The sequence below is a fragment of the Levilactobacillus acidifarinae DSM 19394 = JCM 15949 genome (assembly GCF_001434835.1).
GTDB classification, from domain to species: Bacteria; Bacillota; Bacilli; order Lactobacillales; family Lactobacillaceae; genus Levilactobacillus; species Levilactobacillus acidifarinae.
Window position 1 is genome coordinate 349051 of the sequence record NZ_AZDV01000026.1, and the last position, 25064, is coordinate 374114.

Sequence of the window (25064 nt, forward strand, 5' to 3'; positions counted from 1 at the left end):
CACAGATTTTAGACCGTGGGTATGCTTACTACCTCGATGGTGCCGTGCAGAATCTACAACAGACCGCCACGCAACTCACGGCACAGGTGCAGGGGACACAACGTTATCAAGTGACCATCACGCTGCAAGATGAAGAGGTCCAGACCATGACTTGTGACTGTCCGTATGCCGATGGTCAGCGCAACTGTAAACACATGGCCGCCGTTTTATTCGCCGCCGAAGAGATCGCTGATGGTGATGGAAATGGGGCCAGCGACGATTCGATCACTGACCTCATCGCTCAGGCAACGACGCAACAAATGCGGGACTTCTTGATGTTGGTGTTACCACACAACCCGACCCTCGCGACCCTGTTTCGCACCAGCGGATCCACGGAACCGGTCATCCCCATTCGGCCAACGGCTAATCTGATTGATGCCATTTGCGAACAGTACACGGACCAACAAGGCTTCATCGATTACGATAGCGCGACGCCGTTTGCGAATGATCTCTTAGCCTATCTTGACGATGACCTAACCGTGGCACTACAGAATCACCAAGATCAAGACGTTTTTGATGCCATTAGCCATCTGTTTTTGGTGCTCGATCAGCTAGAAATTGATGATTCCGACGGTGAAATCATGATGCTCTTGGATGCAGGAGCGACGATTTGGACGAAGCTGGTCCATCAAGCCACACTATCGGTAAAACGACAATTGTTTGATTGGTTATGTACGCAGATTCAGCGGCCCCTAAACGCGTTAGAAGAAACCATCCAAGACTTATTATTCGGTGATGATTTCACGGAGCCCGAATTTTTAACGGCAAAACTTACCTTAGTGGACACTTTGATTCAACGGGCGCGGCAATTGCCGGATACCTGGGAACGGGATTGGCAAGTCGAGCAGTGGACCATTTTACGTCTAAGGACCATGGTCGCCGACGCCGACATCGAAGCCTTCTGCCATGCTAACGTGGCCCAAAAACGGGTTCGCGACTATTACGTGGATTTTTGTTTACAACGACAACGCCCGCAGGAAGCTATTGACCTACTGCGGGAGGGAAAACGCGTTAATCGTGACTTAGTCGGCGTGGTGTGTCACGATAGTCATCGGCTCGCAACCATTTATCAGCAACTCGGTCAAACAACGAATTACCGTCAGGAACTCTGGCGCTTACTGACCGATTACGACCCGGCCAACCTGGACGACTTTAAGGCCTACCAGGCCTCGTTTCGTTCGTCCGAGTGGCCAGTGCAACGGCAAAAACTCCTGGCGGCGTTGAAGGACCAGGTGGCGCCTGCGGAGTTAACCCCGTTATATGCTCACGAAGGACTGGATCAGTCGTTATTACAAGCAATCATCGCCCAGAAGGGCCTAGCGGGCGTGCAGACTTACGGACCGGCACTGAAAAACAAGTACGCTAGGCAGATTATCCAAAAGTACGTGACCACCGTCCAGCAAGCCGTAAAAACGACCGGTACTCGTAAACATTATCGAAAAATCGTGGGGTGGTTACGGGAAATGGCAACCTATCCCAACGGGTCCATTCAAGCTCAGCAACTCATCAGTGAATGGCAACAAACCTATCCGCGACGTAGCGCCATGCTGGACGAGCTATCGCGATTTCGAGCCTAAAAATAAGAAATATAATTTAAAAAAGTGAGGTAAAGTATGGCAACCACAACCACGACACTGACGGACCTGGCTCAACCGGTTCATCAGCAGCTTCAGCAATATCGAATTCAACAAATTCAAGCCGTCTTGACCCTCTTAGACGAGGGCAACACGGTCCCGTTTATCGCCCGCTACCGCAAGGAACGTACCGGGACCCTAGACGAAGTCGCCATTCGTGAGATCGAAGACGAGGCTCACCGGCTACAAAAGCTTAACCAGCGCCGGCAAGACGTCTTAAAATTAATCGCGGAACAGGGGAAACTAACGCCGTCATTAAACCAGCAACTGGCCCAAGCAACCGCCTTACAACAGGTCGAGGATCTGTACCTGCCTTATAAGCAAAAGCGCCGGACCAAGGCCACCGTGGCCCGTGAAGCCGGGCTCACGCCACTGGCCCAGTGGTTGCTGACCTTTCCGCAGAGCGGGATTGACCAACGGGCCCGCACGTTCGTTAACGCGGACCAGGACCTGCCGGACTTAGCCGCGGTCTGGGCCGGGGTGCACGAGATCCTGGCCGAAACGTTTAGCGAGCAGGCGGCCTTTCGGGACTGGATTCGCCGCTACACTTGGCAACACGGCGAACTAACCAGCAAATTGAAGCGTCACGCCGAGGACGAACAACAGGTTTACGCGACCTACTACGATTTTCACCAACCGTTGAAGCAGCTACCGCCGTACCGGGTACTGGCGCTTAACCGGGGCGAACGCGAAAGGGTGCTCACGGTAGGGATTACCGTGGACCCCGCGTCGATCTTACAGTACGGCCATTTTCGCCTAGTCGGCCGACACCAAGGCCCGGCCGTGACCAAAATCACGGCCGCGTTTGCCGACGCCTACAAGCGGTTCTTAGGTCCGGCCATCGACCGGGAACTGCGCCGCCAATTGACCGACACGGCCGACACCCACGCCATTCAAGTCTTTGGTAACAACCTCTACCACCTCTTGATGCAGGCACCGTTGAAGGGCAAGGTCGTGATGGGCTTCGATCCGGCATACCGGACCGGCTGTAAGTTAGCCATCATGGACGCCAACGGCCGGTTCCTGACCAAACAGGTGATTTATCCGCATAAGCCCGCCAGCGCCAAGCAACGCGCCGCGGCCGGGCCGGAATTTAAACGCCTATTAGACCAGTACCACGTCGAAATGATCGCCATCGGTAACGGGACCGCCAGCCGGGAATCCGAGGAATTTGTCAGTGAGATTTTAAAGACGTTGGACCATCCGGTGTATTACGTGATCGTCAACGAAGCCGGGGCCTCGGTCTATTCGGCCAGTGCTAACGCGCGCGCCGAATTTGCCGACCTGCACGTCGAGGAACGCTCAGCGGTCAGTATCGGGCGGCGCTTGCAGGACCCCTTAGCCGAGTTGATCAAGGTCGACCCCAAGGCCATTGGCGTGGGGCAGTACCAACACGATGTGCCCGAAAAGGCGCTCGACGAACAATTGGATCGCGTCGTGGAAACGGCGGTGAACCAGGTTGGGGTCAACGTCAACACGGCCAGTTCGGAGCTTCTGACCCATATTTCCGGGTTAACGGCGACCACCGCACAAAATATCGTGACTTATCGTAACGACCACGGGGCCTTCGTCAACCGGCAGTCGCTGAAAAAGGTGCCCCGCTTAGGGCCCAAGGCCTACCAACAGGCGGTAGGGTTCTTGCGAATCATCGCCGGCAGTGAGCCGTTAGACAACACGGACATTCACCCGGAAAGTTATCCGATCGCCCGCCAACTTCTAACGGACCTGCACGCCACGGCCCAAGCCATTGGCATGCCCAAATTACAGCAACAGTTGGCGGGACTGAACCGCACCCAATGGGCCCAGCAACTAGATGTGGGGACCGCTACCTTAGCGGACATTCTCGACGTGTTGAGTAAGCCCGGCCGCGACCTGCGGGATAGCATGCCGGCACCGTTATTGCGCCAAGACGTACTGACCATGGCGGACCTGAAACCGGGGATGGAACTACAGGGGACCGTCCGTAACGTGGTTGATTTCGGGGCGTTCGTGGACATCGGCGTTAAGCAGGACGGGCTGGTCCACATTTCACAGCTGGCCGACCACTACGTCAGTGATCCCAGCACGGTGGTCACGATTGGTGACGTGGTGACCGTTTGGGTGATGAGTGTCGACGAACAACGGCAGCGGATTCAGCTGACTATGCGGCAAGCCCCTCAAGCTAAATAGCCTCCGCTCAAATGGTCTATTGACCGGAGGACCGAAGATGGTTTAAGATATGAGTTCAGCAATAAGGCGGTGAACACTTTATGACAGAAAAAGAGAAAATGATGGCTCTCATCGAAAAGAAGAAGCAAAACGGCCATAACAAGCAACGAACCGTGGCCAAGAATGACCGCAAGAACATGCGGAAGGGCCCGAAGATTTTTAACAAGTAGTCCCCTCTCGTTGGGCGCTTAAAATCGCGTTCTCAGATTAAAACACCCCCGTCGATTCATTGGCGGGGGCGTTTTTGACGTGCATCACGGCATCGTCTCAGCGGTGGGTCCGTGGTATACTAAGCACATCAAGTCATGAGAAAGGGGGGATTCGATGCAAATGCACAAGTCCATTAACATCGGCCCCAGTGGTCAACTGAACCACGTCTCCGCCCAGGAGAAAAAGGCCGCTCAGAGCAGTAAAGACAAGAAACAGGCGTTAATCAAAGCCTATCTGGATAAGAAACGACGACAGGCTAAGTAGGCTTGTTGGGCGTTTTAAGAGACGTTTGCCCACCGCTATACGTGGTGGGAGACGTCTTTTTTAGTGTAAGCTGGCAGTTTCGACCTTAAGGATCGCCGGAAAACGGGCAGTTGTTTTGTTCACGGGTTAAATTATAATGAAGTCAACAGGATACTTAACCACTAAAGGAGAATGAATATGGCCCCAATTCTAACTCGCAAAAAACGTCATTACTTACTGGTCCTCGCCGCTGCATGGGGGTGTTTCAGCTGGTTGACGCCCGCTAATGCAAGCGCTACCACTAATGAACAATCCCCGACCACTACGTCCCAACTGACGGTCACCGGTCAGCCGATCAAGACGCCGGCCACCCCGTATTATGCGGTCAACGGCGGGACGCTGTACGGGCTAACCCCTCAGGGCGACCGGGTCGGCTTAACGGCCACCCAAGATTTAAAGACCGTTCCGGCCACGACCTGGACGGCCACCGCCCAGCTAGCGGGGGCCACCCCCACCGGGCAGCCCGTCCGTTACCTTTACGTGCAAGCCGCCCGCACCGGGCTGACCGGTTGGGTGGATGTCACGCGCCTCGTCCCCGGACGGAATGCGCAGGTTTCCGCGGTACGCCAGGTGCCGGCCAAAAACTACGTTGCGGTCAAGGCCTTCAAAGCGGCGTCAGTGCCGACCCAAAGGGTGTATCAACTGACCGGTCCGGCCGCAGCCATGCGTTGGACGCACGGTCAGAAGCTGAGTCGAGCCAAGACCTACCGGGTCACCCAACGCCGGACCTATTACCAAGCCGGGCAGGCCTATACCTACCTGCACGTCACTAGCGGGAAGACCACCGGCTGGGTCTGGCAGTCGGATTTGAAACGCGGGACCGCCTACAACGTGGCTCACCACCAAGCCGCCATTAAGGTTAAGCTGCAGAAGTACCTTAATTTGGTGACTAAGGATCGGACCGCCGCGGTCGCCTTTTATAACCTCACTCCCGTCAAGGACAGCCGAGCGGCTAAGGCACCGCACGCGGCCGTTTACCGGCAGGGCAAGTTGGCCGTTAACGCCCGGGGCAGTCACGTCACCACGTCCGCCAGTACTTATAAGCTTTACATCGCCGCGTACTTACTGCATTTAAAACAACAGTACCGCTTCTCTTGGACCCCGGCGAACCGAGCGGGGATGACCCGCATGATTGTCAAGTCGGCCAACGATTACCCGGTCAGCGTCCTGCAACGCCACGGCCGCACGTCCATTAATCACTGGTTGGCCTCGCAGGGCTACTACGGGTCCCCGTTCAGTGCGGTTCGGGCTTCGCGGACCACGGCGAACAGCCTGGTTAAGGTCTTAAAGGATCTTCAACTGGGGCAAAAGGCCTTCACGAATCGTCAGGATCGCGCCTTTATCTTAAGCCTGATGAAACGCCAAGTTTATCGTCGGGGCATCCCCACGGGCGTGGCTCGAGCGAACAGGGGGACCATTGTTCAAGATAAGGTCGGCTTTTTAAACGACAACAACGGGGATGCGGGAATCGTCACCTTGCCGAACGGTCAACGATACATCCTCGCGGTTCTGACCTGGGGTCGCGGGTAACACGGGTTTAGCGGGTATCCACGAATTGCCCGAATTGCGGAGCACGTGCAAAAGATTGTTTACTAATCAAACAGGATTAAAACTCAACTAACGTATAAAACGATAATAATCCTACGTCTAAAATGATATAAATAATGTCCAGATGTCGATAGAATTATCTATCGGCATTTTTAATTGTGGGTAGATTATGTAAATTTTTGGAAACCGTTATGTACAAGTTATGTAAACGGTCTTGTTTGACCAAATTATTTTTGTTAGATTGAGCCTGATATAGGGAAGTGATGATTTTATGGTTGGTATAGATTTTTCAAAGTTAATAGTACATATGAAAAAAACATCTGTCTCAGAAGCTCCAGGATGTCTTATGACCTTAGCGGCCCCTATGGGAAGTGGCAAGACTTATGGCATTATTCATTACATAAGCCAACAAGTCGTAGACAATCCTGACTTTCGCACTTTCTTTGTAACCAATGATAAGAAGGGATTACACTCTAAGAAATTTTTGGATGCAGTTCAAGAAGCCTATCAAGATAAAAACGGACATTCAGCATCGAGTCATTATCTTCATCAGCGAGTGGCAGTATTAAAGGCTTTGCCAGATACGGTTACAGATTTGCTGGAGGCAACGCTACCTTCGGAATTAGAAACTCATCATATCAAGTACCTTATTAGTGTTCTAAAAGACTATCAAAAACGTTATCAAGATCAACCTAATGAACTTGATAATGATAATGGTAATGATTGGAAAAACTTAAAACAGGCTTACGAGGATGTTAAACAAGCAATAATTGACCAAGTCGCTTTTAATTTACATTTAGATTTACCATTATCCCAAATTAATCGCCATAAAATTCAACACTACGCTATCTCCCAGAAGACACCACTAGCTTACTTTCTAGAAAAACATTTCCCGACACTTAATTTAAAGACACATCAACTAATTATCTTAACCTCTGCCAAGTTAATTAGTACTTATTTAGATTTCTTCACACGAAGGTCGTTACCAGTTAGTCAATCGCAGTGCTTAGGAAATGCTTTAGTTGTTATCGATGAAATTGATAACTTGAAAACCGCGGCCTTGGATAAAATTATTGATGATGCGCAACAGTTTCCAGTTGACTTTTTGCCTTTCTTTAAAGAAATCTTTGTTGGTGTTAATAATCCGCAAAAAAAGCGATCGGCTAATATTTTAAAAATTTTACGTCGTAATCATAAATTAAGTTTTTTGAAGCACCAAGTTAATTTTCTAGCCCAGGTATACGAACTAGAAGAGGATTATAAGACGGTTGGGTTCCATGTGACTAACAATTTTATTTTTACCCTAAGTAACCTTACGGGGACCAGCAATGGTCCTTGGTGGAGTTACCAAGATAAAAGTGCTCAACAGGTTAAACTTTATACTGCTAAAGCACCTAAAGGTGACCATTTACATTTTTATCGAATGTTACGACAAATGGGACACTTTCAATTGATGCTAACCCAGCTAATTAACGATTGGGCTAATCAGTATCAAAAAGAGATCAATCAAGAACGCCAAGACCTAGACAATCAGTTGAGTTTAGATGATGCGATTTTAACCATTTGTGATTGTCTAGGTTTTTCTGCTGAATCTAAACATCTCGTTTTAAGCCTACACCAACGACTGGGATATCTTCACGGGAGACCATTAGCTCAGGCTCAGGATGATAAATATGGACGGTACTTGCAAAGAACGGGGCTTCAGTTATTTTCAATGACTGATAGTGACGCTCACCTAAATCGAACAGCATTAGGCGCTGTATTTATACAAGAGACTCCCGAAAAGTTTTTATTAAAACTAGCACAACGTGGAATGGTTTTAGGAATGTCTGCTACGGTAGACTTAGAGACCGTTCTTGGTAATTTTGATTTTGGCTTCTTAAGAGAACAGTTAGGCGTTCATTTCATAGATGGCACCAAGGATCTATCTTTGGAGACTCGGCGCCAATTTGATGTCACTCAGCGCTGTCGCCAGCAAAAAACTACCGTTAAAATTTTACCTGTCGTTTCAGAATTCGGTGATTTTGAGGACGGGGGATGTATGCGGCGGTTAATTCACAAACGAGTACCTAATGCAAATCAGCTCTTTCAAAAAGACGATACTGTACAGCAGCTTGAAGATATTGTTCAACAACTAATGTGTGACGTTCAGCGAGGAAATTCTGGTGACTATTATCAGAATCGCTATTTAAACCTCTTCGATAGTTTTATTTGTTTTTTGATTCAGCCTAAAATGCCAACCTTTTTAGGTTTGCAAAGTGTTTTACCCAAGGCACAAGATACGCCTCATGAAGAACAAATGTCTGAAACGACCATTCAACAAGTCTTTGAACTGTTGACAAGTATTCTCTGTTCCCAGGAAAAAGAAACGCCTCAGCTACGAATTATTAAAAAGTCTAAGTTACCAAATAAAAAGACGGTTGAAACCCAAATCAGTGAAGCTTTACGGCTTCCCGAAAAAATGAAAACCCGGGTTTACTTACTTAGTGCCTATCAAACCTTAGGGGTCGGACAAAATTTGGTCCATACCATAGGTAATCTAGAAGTCAATTGGGCCATTAACATTGCACCACAAAATGCTGATTTGAAGGATCCCCGGCAACAAAGGATTGATATTTCTGGAATTTATTATGGGCCAATCACTCATATTTTTGCTGACACAAACCAAGTTCCTTTGCACCAACTCACCAAAAGTTGGATTTTAAAGTACTATCAGATTTATAGTCTTGTTGATAATCATGAAATTTCTTTACTGGATGTCCAAAAATATATCCGCAATCAAAATAAGCACCGCCATGCGTCGCAATTTCGCCAAACAATTAGTTACGTTGGTGCTCAAACACGAATTATTTTACAAGCAGCTGGGCGCCTTGACCGAACCTTTAACAAGGTACCAGTAACGTTGGTCGTTATTAGTGCAGAGATTCTGAATTATTTTAATGTTTTTCCACTAAGCGATGATCAACTCGGTCCAATTGCACAAGCATTACGAGATTATCAACGAGAAAAGAAACTGCCGACGTTAACTAAAAAACAGATGATTATTAACCATTGGAATAAACAAACTAAGTTGACACAAGCCCGTGTAAATTGGTTAAAAAAACATTTACAAGAATCAATTCCTGCTGAACAATTTAAAAATTATCGTAAACATCTTTTATGCCATCCAACAGAAAGCTTTGAAGATTATCACTCTTTCGAAAAGATGCCTGAATTTACCTATCTTGAAGGTTTATCTCGTGAGTACCGGGTCGAAAGGAAGGGAGAAAGCTTTACTTTTCTACCAGAAAATCAAGGTCATGAAGTTGTCTCTGCCCAAAGTACTGGATTAACCGCTATGATGCAGAATCCTACCCTGGCAGCCTATTTTGATAAGCATCATTATCCCCGAAAATGGGCAGAGCTACCGTATAGCATGAATCCTGTTCAAGTAGATAGTTATAAAGGCTATTTAGGTGAGGTTTGTGGAAAAGTTTTAATGGAGCGTTACTGGCACGTTGTTTTAAAGCCGTTGCCACAAGTGTTTAATGAATTTTTTGATTTTGAAACCACTAATAAAGTACTTATTGACTTTAAGAATTGGCGTCAACCCCATCGCCGAGATGTTCAGCAGGAACGACGTCATGTTCAAGATAAACTAAAAGAGATCCGCGATGCCGATCCAAATTGCAATTGGCGAGTTTTGATTGTTAATATTTTACAACCGGTTGATGGACAAAACTACCGAATACAACCCACTAATGATGGCCGTATTTTAGAAGTTCCATATTTGTTGAATCAGCAGGGGCAATCTATCCTTACTCCCAGTGATCGAAAAAAGGTGGCAGATTTTTTAAATGAATGATTGCAAAGAGGTAACTTTTACCAACTATATTCCCTTTCAGCTTGATGAGGTTGGATTTGATCAGCGATATCATCTATTACTAGTGGAAACTTCGAATCCTAAAAAACTAAATAGTTGGTTTAATGCTTGTCCAATTTTAGCGATGCACCGACTAGCCCGAAATTACAATTCAAAAACTCAAAGAGCAGAAGGTCCATACCGCTACTTAGCGATGATCCGTCGACAAACCGTCTTACCTCCAAAAAACGGTAATATTAGGGTGACTTTAGTTAGCTTACACCAGGCCTTGCATCAGGGAATTACGCCGAGCAACATTGTCCTTATGATGTTGAAACAGATTATTCAGTGTCGAGTTAAAGGTCAGGTACTCTGCAACCAAAACGCAGTTAGTGAGTTGTATATAACCTTGATGCATAGTTATAAACCCCAAAAACATTCTTTGGTGGCGATTGAAGTCCTTTTAGAAAATCAGGTTTTACGTTTAGTTAGTCGGACCCTTACGGAAACTACTAAGAGAGGATATGTTCTAAGTGATGGTTGTTTAAAATGGGCCGATGGTGGGGATGGTCCCTTTTTTAAGAAGGGCAGTCGAAACGACTCTAAAAATCTCACAATGTTTTTATCTCTACAGAGTCTTCAGAAATTCAATAATAGTAAAGCCGGAATTGCTTATCGACTAGTCTCACAGTTACAAGCAAAATATCTTGATTGTTTCAAAATCGCTCCCCATTTTTATACGTGTTCTCCACAATACTATACAGGACGTGTTAAAAACTTTTCTGAACAACAAGCATTAAAACTATTAGCGCATCACACTTTAAACTTAATCACGTCCTCTACGAATCAATACGTTGATAGCTTAACTTGTTATTTAAAACAAGTTTTAATGCAAAGTACCCGGCTACAAAAAAATAACACTCTTGTGACTACCAGCACTCAGCCTCAACCTGGACTGAACATCCAAGTAGTTCTTGACCAAGACGATCCTTCTTATTTATTGGGAACTGCAACGACGATTATTCAGCATGTAACCGTGACGAACTTTGGCCAGGGTGATGTTGATTATCACTTTCAATGGCAAGTTAAAGCGGATCAAGATGTTTGGGATAATGCCCAATTTCGTACAACAATTTACCAGTTGTTGATTAAAAATGATGTTTACAATTATCAACTTAGTTTACCTGCTTCAAATGAAATTCAATTTTCCACAAGATATCGTTATTTAGATTTTCATAAGGACAAAATGGGTGTTCACGTTACGCGATTAACAATTGATTTAACAGGCCACTTACATTTTGAACAGCTTAATTTAAAAAATACTGCTACCCCAAAAGGCTCTACGGAATTTGAACGTGTTGCCCGTGCAATTTGGCAATGTTCTACAGAAAAACCGAGTCTATTACTAGGGGGACTGCAAATCGGTCAACAGGCCTTTGCTATCTATAGAAGTAATTTAAAAACTATCCCTAATTTATCCAAAATTAAAGAGGCGTTGGTTTCTGCTAGGCAAAGTAACTATGTTAAGCTTGCAGACTTAAAAATCGCTGCACAATTAGTTGTACCAAATAATAAAAAAGATAATTGTCGAAGGGATCAATTACTTACAGATTTACAAAAAATTTCTAAAGGGAATCTAACAATCGCTGAGGTTCGACAGAGTTTTTCACAAAATTGGCAATCGAATGTAATGAAAAATTTTGCTAAGCTTTACCATGATCGATCTAATCAGTGGCTTTATCTCCCTGTTCGAAAATTTAAACCTTACTGGATAGGGACATATGGCATCGGCTTAATTGGACTCAATGGGAACACCTATTATTACGTTGGTCAGCAACAACCTCTTGATTTAAAGATGACCCGGGCTGTCCAACTGAAGAAAATAGTTGCTGTAGATACTAATCGATCAGTTTTAGATAATCAGTTGGCTTTTAATGTTTTGGAAAATTTATTGCAAGTAGGATTCATTCGATACCAACAATACACAATTCTGCCATTTCCGTTTAAATATATTCGAGAGTATCTTGATATGGTAAATCATCAAAATAACCTAAATAATCAGCATCGTTGAACTTGTCAGTATAGTTGAAGTACACCGCAAATAGTTAACTAAAAACGTCCCTAAGATCTACCCAATTAAAATAATCCCCCTGAGTTTGGAAACTTAATTCCTACTCAGGGGGTTAACTTTATAAACAGTTATTTGCAATTTTGACGTGTGTAAGGGGCTATCAATAATGATCACAGGCGGAATACAAATACAACGTGTCACCTTCGACTCGATAAATCAACCGATGCTCGCTGGTAATCCGTCGGGACCATTTGCCGGCTAACTCATGCTTTAGGGGTTCTGGTTTTCCTTGTCCAGAAAAGGGATGCCGAGTAATGTCTTTGATCAAATCATTGATCTTGCGGATCCTTTTCTTATCGCCTTGGTTTTGCCAGTACCTGTAATCTTGCCAAGCATCATCTGACCAATAAATTCCCATATCAGTCATCTTCGGGATTTATTAGAGTATGGTGCGTTCCTTGGCCCTTGGCAAATTAAGCGTCTCCACGTCTAATTTTGGCCATTAGTGGTTGATTTGACAGAATTCGCATCGTTTCGTTCATGGCATCATAGTCATCTTTGGATAGAACCACGATGTCATCTTCACCCTTTTTAGTGGTGACAATCAGGGGTTCGGAGTCTTCATTAACCGTTTTCATAAAGGATTTAAGATTTTGCCGAAAATTCGTGTAGTTAACAGCGTCCATTAAAATCACTCCATTATGTACGGCATATTGTACATGTGGAGGAGAAAAAAGACAATCCTTTAGCTCAATAGCGGCAAAAATAGCCCCCAGTTGAGCAAGACGGTGATAGGCATAGCAAAAAGAAACCATGGTCTGAGTTCTATAAAACAAAGTTACCACCTCTGAATTCGCACAGCTGAATTTCTCAAATTAACTTCTAATCGTCTAACCAACCAGCATAAGCGAGATTTAATCTGACAAGAATTAACTATGGTAATCCTCCCCATAAATAAATCGGTGGAGCTTGCGATACTGCTCGCCTAATTTCCGTTCGTTCTGATTATCCTTAGGGTGGTAATACTGACGACCTTCGAGGCCCTGAGGCATGTAGTTTTGCTGGGCAATCTGATGCGGTTGCTGAAAGGGGCTATCAATTAACCCACCACCCGTGATTTCCTCCGAATGTTTATAATGCATGTCGCGCAAGCCGCGGGGCATCGGGTGCAGGTTCGGGTGTTCGGTATCTTGATCCAACTGCTCCCAGGTCTCATCAAACGAGCCAGATTTAGGTGAAATACACATCAGCATCGTGGCAAACATCAGCGGGTACTTGGCCTTGGGCATGCCCACCTTTTCGGCCTGATTCGCCGCGACCACGATTTGGGTGACCTGTTCCGGGTTGGCCAAGCCAATATAGGTGTAAGGAATTTCCCGTAAGCGGCGAACCACCGAGGGCAGGTCGTCGTTTTTGAGGAGAATCGCCAAATAGTACAGCGCGGCGTCGGTATCCGAACCGGCCATCGAGTCCGAATAGGCGGCCAGGTAGTCGTAGTGCTTGGTCGCCTTGCGGTCGTAACTAAAGTGTTGTTGCCGGGCAAAGTGCTGGACGGCCGCCACGGTGAGCTGGGTGGCGTCGATGGCGTGCAGGGTTTCCAGAATGTTCAAGGCCACCCGGAGGTCTCCGTCGGCCGCGGTGGCAATCAGGTCGAGGGCGGACGCTTCGATCTGGTCGTCGTGCCACTGGTAAACCGTGGTGACCGCCCGCTGTAAGGTGGCTTTAATGGCCGCCTCGTCTAACGGTTGAAATTCAAAAATCTGGCAACGGGAGCGAATGGCCGGCACGATGGACATGATGGGGTTCTCGGTCGTGGACCCAATCAACATCACGTGGCCATTTTCCAGATGAGGCAGAAGAAAGTCCTGTAATGTCTTGGTCATGCGGTGAATCTCGTCGATCAATAACACGAACGACTGATGGGGGTACCCGGCGATGGCGTCCGTGAGCTTGGCCTTGTTTTCGGTCGAGGCGTTAAACGCGACGAACGGATACTTGTTGTTGGCGGCAATGAGCCGCGCCAAGCTGGTTTTACCGGTTCCCGGGGGTCCCCAGAGAATTAGGGGAATGTTGACGTGTTGGTCAATGATTTGACGGAGCGGCTGACCGGGGTCTAAAAGCGCGGGTTGTCCCACCATCTGGTCCAATGATTGGGGTCGCAGCTGGTCGGCTAGGGGGGTATTGAAGGCCAATGGAAGGCTCCTTTCTAGTTGTCTTAACCGTAAAGTTATAGGATAAGCATAGCACGAACCGCCAATCTTGATTTGGTTTTGGCTCGCTTAGGTAAGGGGAAATGAAGGGTCAAACTGGCACCATGGTGACAACCATTAAAGTGAGGTAATCAGATGGTCAACGTTAAATTTGGTGATTTTTTGAAACAGGAATTACAAGACCCTGAGATTAGAGCCGGTTTTGAAAAACAAAATGATAAGCTGTTCGGGCCGTTGCGGTCAGACAAGTTGGAAAACAGAAGGCGGCCGATAAAGCGGTATCTCCGCAATTGCCCCGCCACTCAAACTATCAAATTAAGCTGGCACTAAATTTAACAAAAGGTCGCCTGAAATCAGCATTCAGGCGACCCTTTTGTTTTGGGCCCACGGTTAATCTAACCCTAAGCGCTGGCGAATATCGTTACTAGAAACCGTTTCACCGCGACTCATTTTCAGGTTAGCCCTGGCATCGCGGTAATCCACATCATCGGCCGTTCGTGTCAAAATAGTCGTTCGTAGATAGGTGGTTACCGTAACGCCGTGAAAATCAGCCATGGCTTTGATCTGTTGATATTGATCAGTTGTGAATTCCAATGAAACATCTTTGGTCTTAGTCACTTTCATCACGTTTCTTTCTCATGACGGTTCAATCAAATAAGCCAAACTATAGTCGTCAACGTAGTGGCCGTTCAGGTAAAACGCGTCTCTGGCCCGCCCCTCAACTTGAAACCCTTGTTGCGTGTAGAACTGACGGGCAACTTGGTTGGTGGCTAAAACGTTTAGCTCGATGCGGTGAATCCCTTGCCGCCGGGCTTCGGCCTTTAAGGCGGTCATCAACCGCCCACCGACACCTTGATGTTGCACATTTTGGGCCACACCAATGCCAATATTCCAGGTGCGGTGCATTGACGGGTAGGGCGACTGGGGGTTCCAAGAAATCATCCCCAGGACTTGCGTTCCACGAACGGCGACTAATTGGCTGCCGGCTGGGTAACGCTGCCCGTATGCAGCGAGACTTTTAAGACGTACCGGACCGGGACTATTGGTCGAATTCCAGATGGTGTGATCGATGGCAAATAGTTGGGCTAAGTCTTGCGTTTCGGAATACCGGATTTTGACGGTGAGCATGGTTTTTAACCCCCTTAGGTTATTGACGATGATTTATAATTATCGTTATGGCGGTGACCTAGTTACCCATGCCGTTCGAAAGCCTAACGGTTAGCTGGCACCACGGGTGTGCATGGAGATCAAGTTTAGCCTTAATCATTCCCACGCCACTTCTACAGGACTTGTTTAACTACTGATGATATGATTCAATTAAGAATTCTTAATCTAGGCTTCCGGCCGGAACATCGGGTTAACCGGCATATCAATAATTAAACTCACTGCTAATCGTACTGCGCATTAAAGGAGAATACCAATGACGTTATCATCAACTGACGAAAAGCTTCATCAAGCCTATCTGCAGCTCATCCTAGACTATCCAATATATAAAATCAAAGTGAGTCAGGTCACCCAAAAAGCCGGTGTCAGTCGGGGGACTTTTTATACCCACTACGACTCAATCGCTGACTTACTAGAGGATATTGAATTTAGCTTACTTGAGGCCATTCCGAAAACACCGAATCTGAACCAAACGTTAAAAAATACGGCGGTGATTTACGACTTACTAATTAAGAAGCTCGCGTATTTAAAAACTAAGTTACCCGTTCTCCGGGCACTCATGAGCGACCATGGCGATCCCCATTTTAAGTACGAATTAAATCAGTATTTCTTACCGGACATTTTAGAATACGCTAAATTTAATCAAGGATTGGCCTTGGATTCATTACAAGTGACCTTAGTTAACGAAGCACTGAACGGCTCAAGAATGAGCATCTTGCAGTGGTGGGCTTATCATTCCGAGACACTAACAATTGAGCAATTGGCCGCCTTCTTAACGCAATATGTCCAGTCAGTGACCAGTTCTTTGAAAATGAATTCACATTAAAATAGGCTTCCAGAAAAGGCTGAGAGTATTGTCCCAGCCCCTTCAAGGAAGCCCGTTTTAAGTCGACGATGGTCGCGATACAGATTACTTGCTTTCGGCTAATAATTTTAACATTTCACCGACCTCTAGGGCAAAGTGAATAGTGTGACCATCCGCGATAGCTTTGGGGGCATCCTTCGGGCAGAAAAAGGTAGAAACAATCTTTAATCCGCCCGCTACAGGTTTCACTTCGTGGATGGCGCCCACGTGAATGTCAAAACCATCCGCCAATTGAAGCGCTCCTGCAACGCATACGGGGTAGTCTGTATGGCGTTGAGCACCCGTGAAGGACGGGATTTCTGGGGTAGCAACGCCCTTGGTCATGGTTGGTTCACCAAAGCACCCGAACGCTTCCATAATCGTTTGCCCACTTTGAATCGTGCCCTTGACTCCATAATGTTCGGGCATGATCTGGTACGGGGTTTCCCCATCCTGAGCAGTGGCCATCGCTGCTTGAAAGTCTGCGAGCGTTAAACCTTGAATATCAAATTTTGTGACGCCGAGCCAACAACCTTGTTCCTCAATGGGGCGTTGGTTAAATTGTTTCCATCGCCGTTCGGAATCATCAAACAGGGGTTTCATCAGGTCATAGGTTTGATCAGCTCCTAGCCGGGTATGCGTTTTTTCTAATAAGTTAAGTGCCTGATCGGGTTCGAGCCAATTTAAGTCCGCCGAGGAATAATCCCGGCCGTTGGCATCCGTCAATTTAACGCCCAATTCCTTAAACTCGTGCAGGACGTGTAATGCCCGTTCATACTTAAGTCGTTGTAACTGATCGCTCGAATACGCTTTGTCGTCTAACGTGATCGCCATTTTAAAATTACTCATCATTAATCCCTCATTTCTCAAGTGTTGAGCTTATTGTACTGAATCCGCGCTAGGGGCAATGAACATTTTTTCTGTTTTGTTCAATTCAGAAGTTACCTGCCTGAACTTAAAAAAGTTGACTTTTAATAATAAGTGTAGCATACTACGCTTTATCGAAAGGAAGTCAGCCGATGAATACCATATTTGAAGATAATATTGGACGAAATTTAAAAACCCTCAATAATCTGGTAGAAAAAAAGTTGAACAACGATTTACGCTCGTTAGGCGTCAACCTCACCGGAACCCAGATGTCCGTACTGATGCAACTATTTACGAATCAAGGAACGCCGTTAACCCAAAAACAGATCGAAACCGAGCTAAAACTTAGTCATCCCACGACGCGCGGTATCAATAAGCGACTGGTGAAAGCGGGCTTAGTGGAAACTCAGGTCGTTCCGACGGACAAACGGCAGGTTCAGCTGCAATTAACGGCAAAGGGGCAGGAGCTGATTACGACCTACAGCAGCCAACTAGAAAAACAAGTCGCACTCGTTGAAACCCAAATGCTCCGCGGAATTAGCCCTGAAACGCAGACAGTTGTTCTCGCGGCCATCCGCACGATGATTCACAACATGGCGTAAATAAGGTAGGCCACAAGAGGGCCTATTATTTTTAAACAAAAGTGTAGCTAGCTACGATTATGAAAGGAAGTTTTGCGATTGATTACAATTAATTCATCAACGAAAACAAAAAACCGCATGCTGGGGGTCCTCTTAATTGGGGCCTTCACGATGTTACTCACCGAAACCTTCTTTAACAACGCCTTACCGACGATCATCAAGCAATTTGCGGTGACCCAGTCAACCGCCCAATGGGTGAGCACCGGGTACCAACTAGTTGCCGGACTGATGATTCCGGTTTCGGCCTGGGTCTTTCACCGCTTTAATACCCGCTACACGTTTATCACGTTGGTCGGTCTATTTTTAAGCGGGTGCCTACTGGGATTCTTCGCAAATTCCTTTGGCGCCTTATTGGCGGGGCGTCTGATTCAAGCGGTGGCCGCTGGTTCGATGATTCCGTTGATTCAAAACGTCGTGCTCGTCCTGTATCCGGTGGAACGGCGTGGAACCGTGATGGGGGTCATTGGGCTGGTCGTCGCGTTTGGTCCGGCCCTGGGACCGACGGTGGGGGGCTGGATCATTGACAGCTTAGGACTGAAATGGTTATCGGGTTCGCTAATTCCCTTGACGCTACTGTTACTCGTGGCCGCGATTTTCTGGGTACGCCCAGTTGTCCAAACTGAAAACGTTAAGGTCGACGGGTGGTCGATCTTAGCCTCTTCGTTAGGATTTGGCGCCTTACTCTATGGTTTCTCGGAGATTGGCAACACCGGTAGTTTGAGCTGGGTCAGCACCATTTTCTTAATCGGTGGTCTGGTCATTTTAGGCCTGTTTGGTCGGCGTCAGCTCAAGTTGGCCAACCCGTTAATCAATCTTACGGTCTTTAAAAACCACGTCTTTACGTTGACCACGGCCCTAAGCGCGTTAAGCAACATTGCGCTGTTAGGGGTTGAATTGGTTCTCCCATTATACCTACAACGCGTGCACGGTCTTTCCGCGCTGGCTTCTGGCTTGGTTTTACTCCCCGGCGCCTTATTAGAAGGTCTCATGAGTCCCATCTCCGGGAAATTATACGATAAATATGGCATTAAACCCATTTCGTTGGTGGGATTTGGTGTGATGGCCCTGGGAACCTTTCCCATGCTCTTCTTGACGTCAACGACTAACTTAGTTTGGATCGCCGTGGCGTACGCCTTTCGTATTATCGGGGTCGCCACCGTCATGATGCCAACCTTTACCGAGGGGATCAACGCCTTAGCTCCCGAACTGTCGATTCACGGCAACGCGGCGTCTTCCACCGTTCGTCAAATTGCGGGGTCACTGGGAACGGCCGTTTTGATGATGCTGGTCTCGTTTGGGACTCAAGGTGGGCGCACCGAACACCTATCTCAGGTGGCGCAGTTAAATCACGGGTACTGGTTCTCATTTTTAGCGGCCTTTTTGATGGCAATCCTAGGCTTAGTCCTCTCCTTAGCGTTGAAGCGCAAACCAGCCGTGACCACCGAAAACCAACAAGGGTAGGCGTTAGGCCAACGGATGGTGATTATTTGAGCGTTCCATTCTGGTCCCATTCGAATTTTGTTTTGGTGGGCCGTTACGAGGCAACGGTAAGCGAGGTAAGTAGTCGCTAAAAAGTCCCTAAGATTGGGTGTTCCGACCAACCTTAGGGACTTTTTGAATGATAGATAAATAAACTGCACGTTCAAATCTTTGTTGATATAATTTTTACAGTTTCTTTAACCCATCCCGTTGCTCCTCATCGATCATATGGGTGTACAACCCGGTGGCGCTGGTAGAGTTCTGTCCCAACTGAGTGGCCACGAGTTGCTCGTTCTTGGTGGCCAGATAAAGCTTGGACGCCAGTGTATGGCGCAACTTATGCGGCGTGATCCGCACCTTGAAGGCCGCCGAGTACTTGGCGACCATCTTTTCGATGGTGTTGGCCTGCATGCGCGACGCCTGCCCGCGGTAAATGGTTAAAAATAGGGCCCGGTCCCCGGGGGCCGCATGGTACAAGGCTGGTCGCTGGTCCACGTAGGCCTGAATGTAGGGCATGGTCCAGGGCGCAATTGGTACCGTATCGCGCTGGCCACCCTTACGAATCACGCCAATCGTACTGGTCTTCAGGTTCAAGTGACGCAAATCGGCGTTGGCGGCCTCCGACACCCGCAGGCCACTACCCAGTAACAGGGCGTTAATCGCTAAATCGCGAACCTTATCACGCCGAAAGTAGCGTTTTTGCGTCGGGGTCAACAGTGCCTCGTATTTGTCGTCAATGAAGGCCAGGTAGTCGTGGTCCGTGTTGCCCAGCATCAGCTTGGTCTTCAGGTTCGCCGCCCGGGTGGCATAGGTCTCGTTAGTCCGCACCAGGGCAATTTTGTGCATCACGTTGCGGTCGAAGTAGGCCTCCCCGTGTTCATCTTCCGTATCCTCGGTCAGGTATTTAAATAGTGAGGAGAGGGCGTTTAACGACCGGTTAATGGTCGGGTGTGACCGACTCCCGGGGGCGCCGTTGTCCTTGGTCTGGTTCAAGAGGGCGGACTTATACAGCTCCACGGTCTCTTTTTTCAGATGGGCCAAGACGTCGAGCTGAAGGTCGGCCGGTTTAGCGGCGGGGGTCAGGCCCTCACTAATCAGCCAGTTAAAAAACCGGCGAAATTCGGTCAGGTACTGGTACAGGGTTGCCGGCGACAAGGGAATCGTGGCCTTGGCCTGGTAGTACTCCTGGACGAACCAGGGTGCCGTCGCGAGTTCTTGGTCGATTAATTTTAAGTAGTGCTGTTTTTCCATAAGCGAGGCCTCCAAACGTTGGTTCTAATGGTTTCATGATACCAAGAAAGCGTCCGGAATGACAACCAATGTTCTCTAACTAACGGTGCCGCCCCAGTTTGCGCCAAACGCGGTGGTGTTGCATAAGTAAAACTGATAAATAACCAGCTTATTTAGAATTGGTCAATTGGGCATTGACGCGTAAACTAAGACTTATCAATTAACTTAAAGCCCAAATAGCAATGGAGGAGATTTTAAGATGAAAGCAGCAACGTTTATGACACCCGGCAAAATGGTCGTTAAGGATTACGCGAAACCCGAAATTCAGAAACCCACGGACGCCATCATCAAAATCGTGCGGGCCTGTGTCTGTGGCTCCGATTTATGGTGGTACCGCGGGATTGCCAAGCGTGAAGCCGGTTCAACCACCGGGCACGAGGCCATCGGAATCGTCGATGCCGTGGGCGCGGACGTCAAGGACGTGCAAGTCGGCGACTTCGTCATCGCACCCTTCACTCACGGCTGTGGTCACTGTGCCGCTTGTTTGGCGGGCTTTGACGGCGATTGCTTAAACCAAGAAGCCGGGGGCAACGGGGGGTACCAAGGCGAATACCTGCGTTTTACCAACGCCAACTGGGCGCTAGTCAAGGTTCCCGGCCAACCCGCCGACTACTCCGACGAAATGCTTAACAATCTTTTGGCCTTAGCCGACGTGATGGCGACCGGTTACCACGCCGCGGCCAGTGCCGAGGTTAAAAAGGATGACACCGTCGTCGTGCTGGGCGATGGCGCCGTGGGATTGTGTGGCGTGATTGCGGCTAAGTTGTTAGGCGCCAAGCGCATCATTGCGATGAGTCGTCACGCCGACCGGCAGGCCTTAGCTAAGGAATTTGGGGCCACGGATATCATCGCTGAACGGGGTGACGAAGCCGTTGCCAAGGTCATGGCCTTGACCGGGGCCGGGGCCGACGCGGTCCTCGAATGTGTCGGCACGGAACAGTCCATCGACACCGCCGTTAAGGTCGGCCGTCCCGGGGCCGTCGTCGGTCGCGTGGGCGTGCCCCAAAAGCCGGAAATGAACACTAACAACTTGTTCTGGAAGAACATCGGACTACGGGGCGGTATTGCGTCCGTTACGTCCGATGACCGGAAAATTTTGTTAGACGCCGTCCTCAAGGGCGACATCCATCCCGGGAAGGTCTTTACGCAACGGTTTACCCTCGACCAAATTCAGGCGGCCTATGAAGCCATGGATCACCGGGAAGCCATCAAGTCATTGTTAGTCATTAGTGATTAAAAGGAGCTCATCTAATGAAAAAAGTCTTAATTATTGGGGCCACGGGAACCATTGGTGGTGCCGTGCGCCAAACCCTCTTAAACGAAACGGATGATCAGTTAACGTTGTTTGCGAGAAGTACGGGACGGTTACAACCCAGTGACCGGGAAACGGTCGTCACCGGGGATGTGACCAACGATGCCGACTTAGACCGGGCGCTGGCTAACCAAGAAGCCGTCTTCGTGGCGTTGAGTGGCCCGTTAGGTCAGTTTGCCCGTAAGATTGTCGCGGCCATGGACCGTAACCAGGTCTCACGCCTGTTGTTTATCACCTCAATGGGGATTTATAACGAGATTCCGGCAGCCGTTGGCAGTAACGGAAACCTAGACCATAACGGCGTTTTGCGGCCGTACCGGGAAGCCGCCGACGTGGTAGAGGCCTCCGATTTGACCTACACCGTGATTCGGCCGGGCTGGTTCACCAACGGTCCCGTCAATTATGAGGTTACGCGCAAGGGCGAACCCTTTGGCGGCCATGACGTGTCGGTAAGTTCCATTGCCGACTTTGTCAAACAGGCCATCGCAGATGATGACTATTACGCCCGCGATAGTGTGGGATTAAACACGAAATAGCTTAAAACAGCCCACCTGAAAATTGGTTATCCAATTCCCAGGTGGGCTGTTTAGCGTCTATTTTGGTCCAGATGCGATAAGATAAAGATAACTTACGGTAAAGAGATTTAAAATAAGGGAGTGCTTAGCATGCCAGACAGCCACGAAATCAAACCAATGACCACCAAGGTTTCCAGCAAGGGGCAAATTGTGATTCCAACCACCATTCGCAAACAGCTGGCACTCATGCCAGGGGATGAACTTGAAATAACGACCAATGTGGATGGTCAAATCGTCCTCACTAAGGAACCGGGTCAATTAACCTGGAGTCAATTAATTGTGGGGCTGCCCGTTGAGGACGTGTTCATTGATAAAAATGGTCACTTTGACGCTACCAAGTCACCTAACTTTGCAGCATGGGTGACTGAAGACGACTAATGGCCATTTCGATTGCTGACGTGGATTGTCACATGCTCTATCGCTTGCCCATACAGGTCATCACTCATCGAGTACCCATTGGTCGACTAACAGTCCGTGACCAAGCAGACCTATTCAAATTTGTTTAACAACACCGCCCCGATGGAATTCGTTAATTGCGTTCAATGACGGCCACGATATAGAGGATTAATGAACTTCAAGGCCCGGAAACCCGGGCCTTTCGTGTCTAAAAGGGGGCTAGGATCCTCCTATCTTGATCAAGAGACACTTCCAAGCTTTGAGTGTTGCCGATTATTTTTAAAATAATGACCGTTAGTCATTGACTATCGGTCATATTTGCTTTATAGTAATCCCATCATCAAGAAACGAGGTGTCACGAATGACCAATCGTCAGGTCGCCGCCGCTGCGACGCGCAAAAAGTTAATTGACACGACCGATCAGTTGATTCGGAAAAAAGGATACGACTCAATCTCGGTTGAAGACATTACCAAGGCTAGTGGGGTCGCTAAGGGCACCTTCTATAACTACTTCAAGAAAAAAGAAGACATTATTCAGGCTTTGACCCAGAGCCACTTATCCGACCTAACGGCACAGATTCCTAAGTTAGGCAATCAAGACCCCCAAGACAGTATCCGCCATTACCTGAACGCGTATTTACAGGTCGTCGTTGATTCCGATGTCCAGCTGGCCCGGCAATGGATTCGCTACATCGTGGAACCGACGAATCATCAAAAGTGGGAATTTGATTTAGGCTCACTGGAACAGTTATTGACCAACTTGGTTCAAGAGGGGCGGTTAAGTGCCGCAACCCCGGTCACGCCATTGGCTCAGCTACTAACTACCGAAATTTACGGCTTGGTTTTTAGTTGGTGTATATCGCCCGAGACAATCGACCCGCTCAAAGACATTAATACGTTTTGTGATTTACAGTTAGCCGCGATTCTAAAGGACTATTTAACCAAAACTTCTGAATAAGAAGTTTTTCTTTTAAGAAAATAATGACCGAAAGTCATTTTTACCACGATTTACAAATTCTTCATAAAACTTAAACAAAGAAGGCTATTCACTTGAAGAAACAAAAATTTGGCATTGCATTGCCAATCATCCTCTTAACTTACTTCATGATTCTCTTAGACAACTCCATCATCTTTACCAGTACCGCTAAAATCGCCCAGGACCTGGCGTTAAACACCCAAACGCTTTCCTGGATCACCAACGCGTACGCCTTAACTTTTTGGGGGGGTACTCCTGTTCTCGGGGAAGGCCGGGGACGTTTTCGGGCGTAAACGCGTCTTTCTGATTGGCCTGCTCATCTTCAGTATCAGTTCTTTACTGGTGGGGTTAGCGACCAATGGGGCCATGATCATCGCCATGCGGGCTATTCAAGGGATTGGATCATCCATTCTAGCACCCAGCACACTGGCCCTGTTGATGGATAACTACGATGGGACGATGCGCACCAAGGCGATTGCTTACTACGGGGCGACCGGGGGCTTAGGGGCCAGCTTTGGGTTAGTGGTCGGCGGCATCATCACCAGCTACTTCTCCTGGCGGTGGGGCTTCTTCTTGAACTTTCCCATTGGTCTCGCGATGTTCTGCCTGTCCTTAAAGTTTCTGCGTTCTGAAAAGACGACGGCGGCCAAAATCGATGGTTTAGGCACGCTCTTATCTGTAATTGGCCTATCATCCCTGGTTTATAGCATCGATGGCACGGTCTACCGTTTACCCGCTCTGATCGTTGCAGTCGTTGCATTGATTGGGTTCGTATTCCAAGAATACCGGGCCCAGGAACCCCTGATGCCCCTCGCCCTGTTCAAAGATGCTCAGCGAAGTTACGCCTATCTGGCACGGTTCGCGTACCTGGGCTTCGGGATGGCCTACTTCTTCTTAACGCCACTAGCGATGCAACACGTTTATGGGTTTAGTCCGTTACAGGCGGCCATCGGTTTCTTACCGGAAACCTTGCCCCAGTTCGTCATGGCCACCGTTTTGACTCGCTTAGCGCTGCGCGTTAGCAATTCAAAGTTATTAATGAGTGGGATGATCCTGACCTTTGTCGGCGTGGGCATCACCGCACTCGTCGGGATTCAAAGTGGCTATGTCGTCGCCATTGCCTTACCAATGGTCATCATCGGGATTGGCCAAGGGCTGGTATTGAGTCCCTTAACGGTGGCTGGGGTGGCCAACACCACGCCGAAAATGAGCGGTTCTGCCTCCGGTGTCGTGAACACCGTCCATCAAATCGGGGGGTCGGTCGGCTTGTCCATCGTGGTGGCCCTGACCAGTCAATATACGGCGCCCGTTGCCGCTTACGATCACGCCGTCCTTTGGATATTAGCGCTGCTGTTGTTGGCCATCATCTTTTCACTAGGTGTCCTCAAGGCGACCAAAGGTGAAACCCATTAAATAACCGCTATACTAAAAGAAAAACTAACTTGAGGTGAAGTCC

23 protein-coding genes are annotated in these 25064 nt (G+C 48.1%); 16 read left to right on the forward strand and 7 right to left on the reverse strand.

Annotated elements, in window-relative coordinates:
- The first annotated feature begins 44 nt into the window (after positions 1–44).
- From FD25_RS09415 to FD25_RS09440, 7 genes are all read left to right on the forward strand, one after another.
- Positions 45–1616, forward strand: coding sequence for an SWIM zinc finger family protein (locus FD25_RS09415; RefSeq protein WP_162256271.1), 1572 nt, complete (start codon positions 45–47; stop codon positions 1614–1616).
- Positions 1617–1652: 36 nt separating this feature from the next.
- On the forward strand, positions 1653–3842 hold the full coding sequence (locus tag FD25_RS09420) for a Tex family protein (RefSeq protein WP_057803598.1): 2190 nt from the start codon (positions 1653–1655) through the stop codon (positions 3840–3842).
- 80 nt (positions 3843–3922) lie between these two features.
- Positions 3923–4051, forward strand: coding sequence for a hypothetical protein (locus tag FD25_RS14420; protein ID WP_057803600.1), 129 nt, complete (start codon positions 3923–3925; stop codon positions 4049–4051).
- A gap of 154 nt (positions 4052–4205) precedes the next feature.
- Positions 4206–4355: a hypothetical protein gene (locus tag FD25_RS14115; RefSeq protein ID WP_157050064.1), complete on the forward strand. Its 150-nt coding sequence runs from the start codon at positions 4206–4208 to the stop codon at positions 4353–4355.
- 177 nt (positions 4356–4532) lie between these two features.
- Positions 4533–5924: a serine hydrolase gene (locus FD25_RS09430; protein ID WP_057803602.1), complete on the forward strand. Its 1392-nt coding sequence runs from the start codon at positions 4533–4535 to the stop codon at positions 5922–5924.
- A gap of 325 nt (positions 5925–6249) precedes the next feature.
- Positions 6250–9786: a hypothetical protein gene (locus FD25_RS09435; protein ID WP_202814017.1), complete on the forward strand. Its 3537-nt coding sequence runs from the start codon at positions 6250–6252 to the stop codon at positions 9784–9786.
- A complete protein-coding gene (locus FD25_RS09440) occupies positions 9779–11854 on the forward strand; it encodes a hypothetical protein (RefSeq protein WP_057803607.1) in 2076 nt (691 codons plus the stop codon). The genes FD25_RS09435 and FD25_RS09440 overlap by 8 nt, the downstream gene beginning before the upstream one ends.
- A gap of 160 nt (positions 11855–12014) precedes the next feature.
- On the opposite strand, the gene FD25_RS13945 is transcribed toward FD25_RS09440, so the two are convergent.
- The 5 genes from FD25_RS13945 to FD25_RS09465 form a co-directional block, all read right to left on the reverse strand.
- The gene (locus FD25_RS13945; protein ID WP_083484134.1) at positions 12015–12272 is read right to left on the reverse strand and encodes a Txe/YoeB family addiction module toxin; all 258 of its coding nucleotides are present in this window, start codon (positions 12270–12272) and stop codon (positions 12015–12017) included.
- Positions 12273–12327: 55 nt separating this feature from the next.
- Positions 12328–12540, reverse strand: a complete 213-nt coding sequence (locus FD25_RS09445; RefSeq protein ID WP_057803609.1) for a type II toxin-antitoxin system Phd/YefM family antitoxin — start codon at positions 12538–12540, stop codon at positions 12328–12330.
- A gap of 243 nt (positions 12541–12783) precedes the next feature.
- Positions 12784–14046 carry a replication-associated recombination protein A gene (locus tag FD25_RS09450; protein ID WP_057803611.1) on the reverse strand — a complete coding sequence of 421 codons (1263 nt, stop codon included), beginning with the start codon at positions 14044–14046 and terminating at the stop codon, positions 12784–12786.
- 408 nt (positions 14047–14454) lie between these two features.
- Positions 14455–14688, reverse strand: coding sequence for a plasmid mobilization protein (locus FD25_RS09460; protein WP_225428514.1), 234 nt, complete (start codon positions 14686–14688; stop codon positions 14455–14457).
- Positions 14689–14700: 12 nt separating this feature from the next.
- Positions 14701–15192, reverse strand: coding sequence for a GNAT family N-acetyltransferase (locus tag FD25_RS09465; protein WP_057803615.1), 492 nt, complete (start codon positions 15190–15192; stop codon positions 14701–14703).
- Between the two features lie 292 nt (positions 15193–15484).
- On the opposite strand from FD25_RS09465, the gene FD25_RS09470 reads away from it, so the two are divergent.
- Positions 15485–16054 (forward strand): TetR/AcrR family transcriptional regulator, encoded by a 570-nt coding sequence (locus tag FD25_RS09470; protein WP_057803617.1) that lies wholly within the window; start codon positions 15485–15487, stop codon positions 16052–16054.
- A gap of 84 nt (positions 16055–16138) precedes the next feature.
- Here the strand turns inward: FD25_RS09470 and FD25_RS09475 are convergent, their stop codons facing one another.
- Positions 16139–16921: a hypothetical protein gene (locus FD25_RS09475; RefSeq protein WP_057803619.1), complete on the reverse strand. Its 783-nt coding sequence runs from the start codon at positions 16919–16921 to the stop codon at positions 16139–16141.
- 170 nt (positions 16922–17091) lie between these two features.
- On the opposite strand from FD25_RS09475, the gene FD25_RS09480 reads away from it, so the two are divergent.
- Positions 17092–17541 (forward strand): MarR family winged helix-turn-helix transcriptional regulator, encoded by a 450-nt coding sequence (locus tag FD25_RS09480; RefSeq protein WP_057803621.1) that lies wholly within the window; start codon positions 17092–17094, stop codon positions 17539–17541.
- A 78-nt stretch (positions 17542–17619) separates the two neighbouring features.
- Complete coding sequence (locus tag FD25_RS09485; protein ID WP_225428506.1) at positions 17620–19041, forward strand: MDR family MFS transporter; 1422 nt, start codon at positions 17620–17622, stop codon at positions 19039–19041.
- 204 nt (positions 19042–19245) lie between these two features.
- On the opposite strand, the gene xerS is transcribed toward FD25_RS09485, so the two are convergent.
- Entirely contained in the window at positions 19246–20310 is a 1065-nt protein-coding gene (gene xerS / locus FD25_RS09490; protein WP_057803623.1) for a tyrosine recombinase XerS, read from the reverse strand.
- A 238-nt stretch (positions 20311–20548) separates the two neighbouring features.
- On the opposite strand from xerS, the gene FD25_RS09495 reads away from it, so the two are divergent.
- The 6 genes from FD25_RS09495 (at position 20549) to FD25_RS09515 (ending at position 25021) form a co-directional block, all read left to right on the forward strand.
- Positions 20549–21586, forward strand: coding sequence for a zinc-dependent alcohol dehydrogenase family protein (locus tag FD25_RS09495; protein ID WP_057803625.1), 1038 nt, complete (start codon positions 20549–20551; stop codon positions 21584–21586).
- Positions 21587–21600: 14 nt separating this feature from the next.
- A complete protein-coding gene (locus tag FD25_RS09500) occupies positions 21601–22197 on the forward strand; it encodes an NAD(P)H-binding protein (RefSeq protein ID WP_057803627.1) in 597 nt (198 codons plus the stop codon).
- 129 nt (positions 22198–22326) lie between these two features.
- Entirely contained in the window at positions 22327–22614 is a 288-nt protein-coding gene (locus FD25_RS14325; protein WP_057803629.1) for an AbrB/MazE/SpoVT family DNA-binding domain-containing protein, read from the forward strand.
- Between the two features lie 379 nt (positions 22615–22993).
- On the forward strand, positions 22994–23590 hold the full coding sequence (locus FD25_RS09510; protein ID WP_057803631.1) for a TetR/AcrR family transcriptional regulator: 597 nt from the start codon (positions 22994–22996) through the stop codon (positions 23588–23590).
- A 92-nt stretch (positions 23591–23682) separates the two neighbouring features.
- Complete coding sequence (locus tag FD25_RS14470; protein WP_307725065.1) at positions 23683–23901, forward strand: hypothetical protein; 219 nt, start codon at positions 23683–23685, stop codon at positions 23899–23901.
- A gap of 19 nt (positions 23902–23920) precedes the next feature.
- Positions 23921–25021, forward strand: coding sequence for an MFS transporter (locus FD25_RS09515; RefSeq protein WP_307725067.1), 1101 nt, complete (start codon positions 23921–23923; stop codon positions 25019–25021).
- Positions 25022–25064 lie beyond the last annotated feature (43 nt).